At 39.8% G+C, this 8,517-nt stretch carries 11 protein-coding genes; 3 read left to right on the top strand and 8 right to left on the bottom strand.

Annotated elements, in window-relative coordinates:
* Window positions 1-394 precede the first annotated feature (394 nt).
* The 3 genes from Q0212_RS05775 to Q0212_RS05765 all read left to right on the top strand — a co-directional run bounded on the left by Q0212_RS05775 (window position 395) and on the right by Q0212_RS05765 (window position 3,443).
* Window positions 395-1,615 carry an RtcB family protein gene (locus Q0212_RS05775; protein WP_297923485.1) on the top strand — a complete coding sequence of 407 codons (1,221 nt, stop codon included), beginning with the start codon at window positions 395-397 and terminating at the stop codon, window positions 1,613-1,615.
* Window positions 1,616-1,714: 99 nt separating this feature from the next.
* Window positions 1,715-2,758 (top strand): RNA 3'-terminal phosphate cyclase, encoded by a 1,044-nt coding sequence (gene rtcA, locus Q0212_RS05770; protein ID WP_297923483.1) that lies wholly within the window; start codon window positions 1,715-1,717, stop codon window positions 2,756-2,758.
* 28 nt (window positions 2,759-2,786) lie between these two features.
* Window positions 2,787-3,443, top strand: coding sequence for a hypothetical protein (locus tag Q0212_RS05765; RefSeq protein WP_297923481.1), 657 nt, complete (start codon window positions 2,787-2,789; stop codon window positions 3,441-3,443).
* 9 nt (window positions 3,444-3,452) lie between these two features.
* On the opposite strand, the gene gspM is transcribed toward Q0212_RS05765, so the two are convergent.
* From gspM to Q0212_RS05725, 8 genes are all read right to left on the bottom strand, one after another.
* The gene (gspM, locus tag Q0212_RS05760; protein ID WP_297923479.1) at window positions 3,453-3,905 is read right to left on the bottom strand and encodes a type II secretion system protein GspM; all 453 of its coding nucleotides are present in this window, start codon (window positions 3,903-3,905) and stop codon (window positions 3,453-3,455) included.
* A 1-nt stretch (window position 3,906) separates the two neighbouring features.
* Window positions 3,907-5,097, bottom strand: coding sequence for a type II secretion system protein GspL (gene gspL, locus Q0212_RS05755; protein ID WP_297923478.1), 1,191 nt, complete (start codon window positions 5,095-5,097; stop codon window positions 3,907-3,909).
* 2 nt (window positions 5,098-5,099) lie between these two features.
* Window positions 5,100-6,098 (bottom strand): type II secretion system minor pseudopilin GspK, encoded by a 999-nt coding sequence (gene gspK, locus Q0212_RS05750; protein ID WP_297923476.1) that lies wholly within the window; start codon window positions 6,096-6,098, stop codon window positions 5,100-5,102.
* A complete protein-coding gene (gene gspJ / locus Q0212_RS05745) occupies window positions 6,085-6,714 on the bottom strand; it encodes a type II secretion system minor pseudopilin GspJ (protein ID WP_297923474.1) in 630 nt (209 codons plus the stop codon). The genes gspK and gspJ overlap by 14 nt, the downstream gene beginning before the upstream one ends.
* Window positions 6,711-7,115, bottom strand: coding sequence for a type II secretion system minor pseudopilin GspI (gene gspI / locus Q0212_RS05740; protein ID WP_297923472.1), 405 nt, complete (start codon window positions 7,113-7,115; stop codon window positions 6,711-6,713). Before gspI ends, gspJ begins: the two co-directional genes overlap by 4 nt.
* The gene (gene gspH / locus Q0212_RS05735; RefSeq protein ID WP_297923471.1) at window positions 7,112-7,660 is read right to left on the bottom strand and encodes a type II secretion system minor pseudopilin GspH; all 549 of its coding nucleotides are present in this window, start codon (window positions 7,658-7,660) and stop codon (window positions 7,112-7,114) included. Before gspH ends, gspI begins: the two co-directional genes overlap by 4 nt.
* A 5-nt stretch (window positions 7,661-7,665) precedes the next feature.
* Window positions 7,666-8,082: a type II secretion system major pseudopilin GspG gene (gene gspG / locus Q0212_RS05730; RefSeq protein WP_297923469.1), complete on the bottom strand. Its 417-nt coding sequence runs from the start codon at window positions 8,080-8,082 to the stop codon at window positions 7,666-7,668.
* Between the two features lie 51 nt (window positions 8,083-8,133).
* Window positions 8,134-8,517: type II secretion system F family protein (locus Q0212_RS05725; protein ID WP_297923467.1), on the bottom strand; the 384-nt coding region annotated here is incomplete at its 5' end.

Below are 8,517 nucleotides of genomic sequence, written 5' to 3'. Positions count from 1 at the left end.
AGTTCAACAGGCAGAACAGATGGATTTTTAATAAACGTAGTTGTTGGCTTCTCAAGTTTAACTAGCAAATGCTGATGGAACTACATTGCTAATGTCCTTGTCGCGGGTTCGATTCCCGTCAGCTCCACCATTATTTTTTTGTTATGGGGCTGTAGCTCAGTAGGTAGAGCAGGAATGTTTCATACCCCTAGTTGCTAGTTAATTAAATATGTGATGAATGCTCGGTGGGATTACACCTGACTGCTAATCAGTGTGCTTTAAACAGCACGCGTATCTCACCAACCCTAGTCATCACTCTCAATTTGCAGCAAATGCCTGTGGAATTACATTTGGTTAGTGTAAAAATTTCACATAAAACTCGTTGCTGCATCTTAATTTTTAGATGAGAAAGAACATGAAAACAGGCAACTATGACGTATTACAACACGATAAAAGCTCACCGATTAAAATGTGGACACAAGGTGTGCCCGTAGAAGATGCAGCAAAACAACAACTGTTAAATGCAGCAAACTTACCTTTTATTTATAAATGGATTGCGGCTATGCCTGATGTACATTTAGGTAAAGGCGCAACCATTGGGAGTGTGATTCCAACCAAAGGGGCAATTATTCCTGCGGCGGTGGGTGTGGATATTGGTTGTGGGATGATTGCGGTTAAAACTTCCTTACATGCCACAGATTTGCCCGATAATTTAGCCCCCTTACGCTCTGCTATCGAGAAAGCAGTACCACACGGAAAAACCTTTGGTAAACGTGATGAAGGTGCATGGCATAATCCACCTGCTGAAGCGGATGCGGCATGGTCAGTGTTAGCCGATGATTTTAAAAAAATCACCGATAAATATCCACGCTTAAAAAACACCAATAACCGTAATCATATTGGGACATTAGGAACAGGTAATCACTTTATTGAAGTATGTTTAGATGAAAATCAGCAAGTCTGGTTTATGTTGCATAGTGGATCACGCGGTGTGGGAAATGCGATTGGTGAGCATTTTATTGCCTTAGCCAAACGCGATATGGAACGTTGGTTTATCCATTTACCCGATAAAGACCTAGCCTATTTTGCTGAACAAACCGAACATTTTGATGATTATTGTTATGCGGTTGAATGGGCGCAACGTTTTGCTAAGGCTAACCGTGAGTTAATGATGCAGAATGTGATTAAAGCGGCTCGTGGTATTATTAGCAAACCGTTTAAAGCGGATATGTTAGCGGTGAATTGTCATCATAACTATGTATCCCGTGAAATGCATTATGGTGAAAACGTCTTAGTGACGCGTAAAGGTGCAGTAAGTGCGCGCAAAGATGAATTAGGAATTATTCCCGGAAGTATGGGTGCTTGCTCGTTTATTGTCCGTGGTTTGGGAAACGAAGAAAGTTTTCAGAGCTGTTCACACGGTGCAGGACGAACCATGTCACGCGCTGAAGCCAAACGACGCTTTACCATAGAAGATCATGCCAAAGCTACTGAAGGCGTGGAATGTCGTAAAGATCAAGAGGTGGTCGATGAAACCCCTGCTGCTTATAAACCGATTGAGGCAGTTATGCACGCTCAACGTGATTTGGTGGAAGTGGTTCATACCTTAAAACAAGTGGTTTGTGTAAAGGGGTAACCCTTCGACTGCGCTCAGGGAGCATTCACTCGTTGAGCGGAGGATATTTTGGTGGTTGAGCGTAGTCGAAACCATGATGATGAATACAAAGGATTTCTTATGATAACAATTGATGGTTCTTATGGTGAAGGCGGTGGTCAAATGCTCCGCTCTGCCCTTGCCTTAAGTATGGTAACTGGCCAAGCCTTTACCATGCACAGCATTCGTGCCAAACGTAGTAAAAAAGGTTTATTACGCCAACATTTAACGGCAGTAAAAGCAGCACAACAAATTTGCTCTGCCGAAGTCACAGGTGCAGAACTCAACAGCCTACAACTCACCTTTATCCCGCAAGCGATTAAACACGGCAACTATAAATTTGAGATTGGCACAGCAGGCAGCACGACCCTCGTCTTACAAGCCATATTGCCTGCTTTATTATTTGCCGATGATATTAGCACCGTTACCATTACAGGCGGCACACACAACCAATCTGCGCCACCTGCTGATTTTTTACAGTTAGCTTTTTTGCCACAACTCACCAAAATGGGTGCAAACGTTGAGTTAAACATTCGTAGACATGGCTTTTTTCCTGCGGGCGGCGGCGAGATTAATGTCACGGTTCATCCTTGTAAACAATTAAAACCTTTAGTGTTAATTGAACGTGGCCAAGAACAACAACGTTTTGCAACGAGTGTTATCAGTAATTTGCCAAGCCATATTGCTGAACGTGAACTAGCCAGTTTACAAACTAAATTGGGTTTAACTGCGGAACAATGTCGCATCCAAGCGGTACGGGCTTTAGGAAATGGCAATGTGTTGTTATTAGCTTTTGCAGATGAACATGTGACTAATGTTTTTACAGGATTTGGCGAATATGGGGTTAGTGCCGAAAAAGTCGCCACGCTATTAGCCAAAGAAGCCAAACATTTTTTGAGCAGCTCAGCGGCTGTTGATGAATATTTAGCCGATCAATTATTATTGCCTATGGCATTAGCCAAAGGTGGAAGTTTTACAACCAACATACTCAGTGATCATTGTGTAAGTAACATCCATGTTATTGAAAAGTTTTTGGCGGTTAAGTTTAACTGTCAATCTCAGTCCAATAATGTATTAATCGAATGTATATATCAGGATTTAGCCATTTCACCTGCTATAATTTAAACAATAAACAGCCTCAAGTGTTCGAGTTATGCAAAACATACCACAAGAAAACACCGAATCCAGCCAACAAGACGATGGATTGATCGAGTTTATTGCTCCAGACATAGAGCATTTAACCATTATTAAAGCGAGTGAAACAAGCCAAATTGAGCGGCCAAAAATTGTCTTTAGTGACGAGCTAATTCCACAATTTCAATTAGGCCATACCGATATTCGTATAGAACTAAAACATCTTTTTATGATGCAACAGGCTGCGATTGCATTATTAGCTGAAGCTCAACGTGAGATTTTGATTGTCAGTCCTGATTTAGAACACGAACGCTTTGATAATGAGGCATTTTGTGAAGCGTTATCAGCCTTTGCACGTTCTAGTCGTTATACAAGTACAAAAATTTTAATCGCTGACCCACAATTAGCCATTGAGGATGGCCATCGTGTGATTAAATTAATGCGGCGCATTTCCAGTTTAATCGAAATACGTCAATTGCATGAACACGATATAGAGCATGCAGAAGCAGTGATGATTGCTGACAATATAGGTTTATTACGCTGCATTAATCGTGATCCTTGGCAAGGATCTCTACTGCCTAAAGGCACTCCTTATGCCCAACAAATGCGTGAACGTTTTATGGAATGGTGGGAGCGAGGCGCAGAAATTAGTGATTTTAGAGAATTAAAAATTTAGTCTCTAAACTTAACGTCCAAAGACTAAACGCACACTCAAACCCTTATTATTTTGTTCAAAATGAACTTCTTGCGCTTTTACACCTTGTTGACTAAGCGTATGTAACCAGCTTGCTACTTTAGCAAAATCGGTATTTTCTAACCAAACACGCACTTGTTCACCATCTGGCTCAAAACGGTTCATATTAATCCCCATTCCACCTGCACTCGCACTCACTGTATCTAAAACAGACATACCATTATTTGAGCTACTACCATTACTTAATACAGGTAAATTGGCTTGAAACCAAGCGTATAATTCTTTTTCTTGCATCGCTTGTTGTTGAGCTTTTTCAGCAGCACGATGTAATTTGAGTGCCATTAATCCACATAAAGACACGACAATAAACAAAGTCAACACAAGAACAGCGATACGATCTCTAGGACTTAATTTTGCTAAATATTGTTCAATAACTGCTGGCATTTTAGCTATTCTCGGTAATACGTAAACGACCACGAATTCCTGTGCCCTGGCTATTGGCACTTAAGGTTTCAGTATTTAAACCTTGTCCACTTAATTGCTGACGCAATTGTTCCAAATCACTCAAACTCATTGCATCAACTTCTAATAATAAGCCGTTATTATCAAAGTCCATCCGTTGTGTTTGCCAATTACCAGTATTCAATACCTCGCCTACACGTGTCGCAATAGGCATAAATCCCTGACCTGCATTTTGTCGTTCTGCCAAGTGTGATTCAATTTGTCGGCGTAAATTAACAATACGTTGCTCTTCAGGAAACAGTGATTTGTATAACTTTGTGCTTTCTGCTTTAGTTTGCTTAATCATTTTATTGTAATGCCATAATCTAGCACTGTCATACCCAACCTGTGTAGCAAAGGCAATACCCACAAAAATAGCAGCATAACGCCAATAACCTGATAAAGAAGATTTTGTTTTTACCGCAAAATCACCTTTAAGCATATTAAAAGGATGTTTATTGTGAATTTGAGAAAACTGATTTGTCCAATCTAACTCTGGCAAAACATCTATGGTCAAGTTATCTTGCATTTTTAACCATGCTTGAACATCTGTTGATACTTCACCATAAACTTGTATGTGAGATGTTGGATGTTCTTGCCATGCACTATCTAATAACGCAACAGCAGCATTTGCCTCCAAACGTACACCCCATGTTTGATTTAAACGCAACCAACAATCGGTATTATCCACCAATAATGACCAACCTTGAGGATTAACGGGTAATAAAAAGATATCAGGGACTGCACACAATAACTCGCCTTGAATATCTTTAAAAGGTTGTAATAAATCATCTAAAACATTTTGTTGAATCGCCAATACTAAGGCTTGCTGCTCATCTAAACTTTGATAGACACAATGCAACTGCTCTACAGAGGTTAATACTTGATCTTCCAATAAATAAGCGATGTCATTTTCGCTTAATTGTTTAAGTTGTTGTTTGGTGATATTAACAGGCGCAATGACACAAGCCGATGTTGGCAACAACAAGTGAATGCGCATATTAGCTGCTTTTGCAGCCATAATCGCCTCAAGCTCGTGTTGGCTTAATACTTTTGCTTGTGTGCTGTTATTGGCTAACAACCAACCTTGCCACAAACCATTGATTGTCGGAATACGAATATAAAGAGTATCCATTGTTAATTACTTGTTGTTGAAGACGATATTTTTACTTGCGGACGCCATTGCTGGCTCCAATCTCGGCGAATAGTTTGTGCATTACTTGACTCATCAAAAGCAACCGTTGCTTGCAAAATCCGACGACGATTATCAATTTCTGACTCAGCTAAAACACTAAAAAAACCCGAGCTTACCCCAATTAATTTACTAATTTTTTGTTTATCTTCTTGAGAAAGATTTGCAAACTCTGACAACTGCATAAAATTATCTACAGAGCCATATCCTTCTTTAGGTCGCCGACTAACCATATCTTTGGCCATATTCAGCGTTAAATTATCACTTAAAGCGGCCAAAACCACATCAGATGCTGTATTAATATTTATCGTTGTTTTGGCAGGTAACGCGCTCACATACGGTTTAAGTTTAGCCACAATTTCTGGTGTATAACCGCGCAATAAGGCTAATTCTTCTATCGACACAAACGGATGATTTGCCGCACGATAGGCAGGCTTTAGGCGCAAATACCAATCTTCTTCTGCGCCATCACTATCATAAGGCAAATTATCAGCATCAAGCCAATCAATAATAGGTGACACTAACATAGGCGATATATCAAGAGCAACCAATAAACGTTGATATGTGGTCACAGCCTCCATATCTATTTGCCCCTCTTGCCAAATCGTATTCAAATTAAATTTGCCTTGTAAATCCTCAATTTGTGCCTGCACAAAACCACCTTCTACGGGAAAAGCAGGAATTTTCTTCGCCCAATTTTCATTTAAACTATCTTGAGGTGTATTTTTGTTTTTATCTTTATCTTTATCGTCTTGCAAAATAGATTTGGCAAACGACTCTGCGCCTAAAGTATATAAATAAGCCTGATCTTGACTAAACACACTACTGGAACGACGCAATAAACTCTGTTGACTCTTTACCATTGCAACAGCCAACACCATAGCCATTGCAACCACCAATAATACCGTAATTAAGGCAACGCCTTGTTGTTTATTGTGTGGCACTTTTTTGCTCTTTTTCTAATTGTTGTGGCAAAGCAAAAATACGTCTAACCTCTCCCCAAGGCTCAACGTTTACGACGATCTCAACACTGCGTGGTAAGGTATCGACTGGTGGCTTATTATAACTTTGTGCAACTGGCCATTCAGGACTAGCACTACCCGTTGGATTATATGCTTTTAATGTCATTGTTTTTATTTTAGTTAATAGAATAGTTTGTTGCGGATTAACACCACGATCTCGGTCTAATTGTTGCCAAGAAGAACGTATTAATTCACCTTTATTATTAAGTTGATAACTGACTCGTTGTAAATCACTGCGGACTTGTTTAAGCGGATTAGGCACACCTGCACGAGTTAACTCTAAATTATTATCTTTTAATTGCAATGCAGGCACAGTATCGCCATATTGATCCCGAATGGGTCGAGCCGTCGCTTGTGCTAAATCTCGATTAATTACCGTAAATGTACGTTGTAACTGCATTAATGCCAAATCATGACTACGAGCGGTATCACGCGTCGAAATAGTGCTGGCTAATAAACGATAACTACCCACGCCTAATAACGCAAAAATCGCCACCGCTACCAACAACTCTAATAAAGTAAAGCCTCGTTGTTTCACGAGCCACTCCCAACACCACTTGGTGGCTGCTCAATAAAACCCGTTAACATGGTCAAATTTTCCATGTCATCAGTAAAATCTTTGGGTGCTAAACCAACGGTAATCTCAATACGTCGTACACGACTAACAGGTGTCGCTTGGGTTTTTACTACCATTTTCCACTCGCGTCCTGCCATACTCACTTTGCCTGTTTGCTCGCCAATATTTGGCCAATCTTGACTACCCTGCATTTCAGTAATCATATTTAAGGCAACCCAATGGGCAAAGGTTTTTTCTTCCATACGTTGGCTTAAACGTAATTGTGATTCACTCACTTTCATTAAAGAAATAGCCGCCACCGAAAACACGGCCAAAGCCACTAATACTTCTAATAATGTAAAAGCACGTTGTTTATTTTTCATCGACTTTGCTCAACAGGTGCTTGATTCCCCAACGTGACAGAGCTTAAATCGTCAACAGAGATTTGTTGTTTATTACCATCCTCACTGGCTATTTCTAATACAACCGAAGAACTTTCACCGCTGGATAAAAATAATAATTGTGGTGTAATCGCCTGCTTATCATCTTGCTTATTATTTTTATCTTTATCTAACACGATGAGCTTGTCTTTATCGTCTTTTAATAAATGCAAATTAACAATTTCTGGTAGTTCATAAGCTGCAAATAAAGGCTCATTACTTTCCTGCCAACGTTGATTAGTTTCATCCAAGACCATCAACCGATAGCTACGCTCATCAAATAACAAGCCCATTTGTTGATTATTATTAATCGCTTCTTCACTTGCTAAAACCAAAACTTCAGCCAAACGCTCAGTTTCGGTAGCAACAACTCGCGAAGAATCATTAGGGCTAGCCGCCAACAAGACAATACCACTGACAATACCTATCAGTAGTACCACCAAAAGCACTTCTATTAAGGTAAAGCCTTGTTGTTGACGTACTATCATCTTCATTATTTGTAATAAATATCAGCGTTGTCTCCTTCGCCACCTTCTTGTCCATCGCTGGCAAACGAATACAATTCAAAAGGTTTGCCGTTCGCACCCGGTGAAACATACTGAATAGGATTATCCCAAGGGTCATTAGGAATACTTTTTAAATAGCCTCCTGCTGGAAAAACTTTGGCAGAAGCAGGCTTGGTGACTAATGCTTCTAAACCCTCTTGAGTCGTTGGGTATTTGTGATTATCTAAACGATACATTTCAAGTGCATTAGCTACATTAGACAAACTACTCGTTGCTAAGGTACGACGTGCTTGTTCATCTTTACCAATCACATTCGGCACAATCACAGCCGCTAAAATACCCAAAATAACAACAACAACCATCACTTCAATTAAAGTAAAGCCACTTTGTTGGGACTTCTTCATGTCATTTCTCCATCAAAATACTTAAATTAATATCTTGATTTATAAATATTATTAATGCACTAAACTATTCATACTAACGATTGGCAACATGATTGCCAAGACAATAATTAACACCACACCAGCCATTACTAATAGCATTAATGGTTCAAACAAACCAACCATTGTCGTAATTAACGATGATAACTCTCGGTCTTGCATTTGTGCAGAACGAGCCAACATTTCATCTAATTCACCACCCGTTTCACCACTTCTGAGCATTTGAATCATCATCGGTGGAAAAAAGCGGCTTTTTTCTAAAGAGCCACTAATACTTCCCCCTTCAGTGACTTTTACAGCAGCTTCTAAAATTGCATCACGAATATGCCAATTGCTAGCAACAGCCGCAGCAATATACAAAGCTTCAACCAAAGGCACACCACTCTTACTCAAAATACT

The organism is uncultured Agitococcus sp. (assembly GCF_937920075.1).
Lineage (GTDB): Bacteria > Pseudomonadota > Gammaproteobacteria > Pseudomonadales > Moraxellaceae > Agitococcus.
Note: the sequence above shows the minus strand (reverse complement) of the source record. Positions and strands in the feature narration are given on the sequence as shown.